Genomic DNA, 2332 nt, shown 5'->3' with positions numbered 1-2332 from the left:
ATGTTAAACACTGTATTCCTTAACAACATTTCGGTACAATACAACTACAACGATTTTAAATGAGGTGATGTTCATGGCAAAGCGCTATGAAAATATGGATAATGTAAGTACAAAAAAATCAATTCGCTCCTTCTTACGCTGGCGTAAAGAGAGAAAGCAAAACAAAAAAGACTTTTCTTTCCTAGTAGAACAATCACCTGTTAAACAAAGTAAATTTCTGCTAAATAACTTTGAAAAAACGACTGTCACATGGATTGGTCATTCAACTTTTCTCATTCAAACGAACGGCTTAAATATTTTAACAGATCCAGTATGGGCTAATAAATTAAAGTTAGTTCCACGACTTACTGAGCCTGGGCTCACTATAAAAGAACTACCTAAAATCGATATCGTTCTTATTTCACACGGTCATTACGATCATGTAGACTTTTCATCTCTTCGTCAACTAAGCGATGATACTTTATACCTAGTTCCTATTGGGCTAAAAAAATTATTTACTCGTAAAAAATTCACCAATGTAGAAGAATACAATTGGTGGGAAAGTACAACAATTGATGAAGTCTCTTTTCACTTCGTACCTGCCCAGCACTGGACGAGAAGAACATTATTTGATATGAACACCTCTCACTGGGGAGGATGGATCATTGATAATATAACTTCTTCAGAAACCATTTATTTTTGTGGTGATAGTGGTTATTTCCAAGGATTTAAAGAGATCGGCAAACGTTTTTCAATCGATATTGCACTTATGCCAATTGGTGCCTATGAGCCAGAATGGTTTATGAAAGTGTCTCACGTTTCACCAGAAGAAGCTGTGCAAGCCTATCTAGATATAAAAGCTACACATTTCATTCCCATGCACTACGGTACTTTTGCTTTAGCAGATGAAACACCAAGGGAAGCAGTAACACGACTACGAAATAACTGGAATTTACGAATGCTACCGTGGGAACAACTACATGTTCTCTTTTTAGGTCAAACTTTCACTTATAGCCCTATTGTCCCAGATAAAGAACCAGTAAAAATCACAGAAACTTCTCATGTATAATAGAACTAAATTTTCTGAGTAATTTACCATATACTTCAAAAAATCGAAAAGGGTGTTTTCCATGAAAGATTATTTACAGACTCGCTATATCATTAGCGGAAGCGCCTGTATTTCCCTTCTCATTTCTTACTTCATATACACATAAAAAAAGCTACTTGAAAATTCATTTCAAGTAGCTTTTTTATTACTCTGCTAAATACATAAAACCAATTGCTCCTGGTCCTGTATGAGTACTGATAACTGGTGTTGTATAGAAAATCTCTGATTGAGTGAATCCATTCACTTTTTCAACAGCAGCTTTTACACTTTCTGCTAAAGGAATTGCTTTAGCATGTGGAATCGCAACAGCTTTCACCACTTTTCCAGCAGTATCCTCCTCGAATATTTTAGCCAATGTTTTTACAATTTGCCCTTGGCTACGTACTTTCGTTACCGGATTATATACGCCACCTTCAAGGCTCGCAATAGGTTTAATATTAAGTAATGAACCGATAAAAGCTTTCCCTTTACCGATACGTCCACCCTTCACTAAGTTCTCTAATGTATCTACGACAACATATAAACGAGTATTCTTTCTTACTTCATCAATACGTTTTAAAATATCTTCTAGTGAGCATTCTTCTTTTGCCATTTTTGCAGCTTCAATTACTTGATATGCTAAAGCATGTGTAATAAATTGAGAATCAACAACTGTTACTTTTGTATCTGTCATTGATGCAGCGCTATTCGCTGTTGCGACAGTACCGCTCATTCCACCTGTCATATGAATAGAAAGCACTTGGCTTCCGTCTTCGCCTAGCTTGTCATACATTTCTACAAATGTACCCATAGCCGGTTGTGATGTTTTTGGTAATTCTTCTGATTTAATCATTTCTTCAATAAATTCATCCGGTTGCAAATCTACACGATCTAAGTATGTTTGTCCATTTACAGAAATRGATAATGGTAAAACATGAATATCATACTTCTCAATCACTTCTTGAGTTAAATCTGCCGTTGAATCTGTTACAATTTTAATTTTTTGCATATTATATTCTTCCCTTTCGAATACGCTCTCCCTGTTATTATACTAGCATTCCTGATGCTTTCAACAATTTCGAATAAATTTCACCAAATTAATTATATTTTTATACCTAAAATAAAAAAGACAGAGCCTACCTAACTCTGTCCCTGCTGTATATTATGCATTCTTTTCAAGAGTATTTGTTTTATATACATTTGAATAATCATTCCACTTCAAACAACTCTGTAAATATTCACGGAAAGAGTACGAGACTCTTGGGT

The 2332-nt window shown here is 34.9% G+C and carries 3 protein-coding genes; 1 reads left to right on the top strand and 2 read right to left on the bottom strand.

Annotated features, from left to right (window positions below; translation table 11 throughout):
* Nucleotides 1-73: 73 nt before the first annotated feature.
* Complete coding sequence (locus AC1DTM_RS23240) at nt 74-1048, top strand: MBL fold metallo-hydrolase (protein ID WP_016104737.1); 975 nt, start codon at nt 74-76, stop codon at nt 1046-1048.
* Between the two features lie 184 nt (nt 1049-1232).
* On the opposite strand, the gene AC1DTM_RS23235 is transcribed toward AC1DTM_RS23240, so the two are convergent.
* Together AC1DTM_RS23235 and AC1DTM_RS23230 are read right to left on the bottom strand one after the other, a co-directional pair.
* Entirely contained in the window at nt 1233-2075 is an 843-nt protein-coding gene (locus AC1DTM_RS23235; RefSeq protein ID WP_016104736.1) for a DegV family protein, read from the bottom strand.
* A 153-nt stretch (nt 2076-2228) separates the two neighbouring features.
* A partial coding sequence (locus tag AC1DTM_RS23230) for a DUF2535 family protein (protein WP_477000990.1) occupies nt 2229-2332 on the bottom strand: 104 nt, incomplete at its 5' end.

The organism is Bacillus sp. P4_D3 (assembly GCF_056401855.1).
This window is presented reverse-complemented; position numbering and strand designations above follow the sequence as displayed.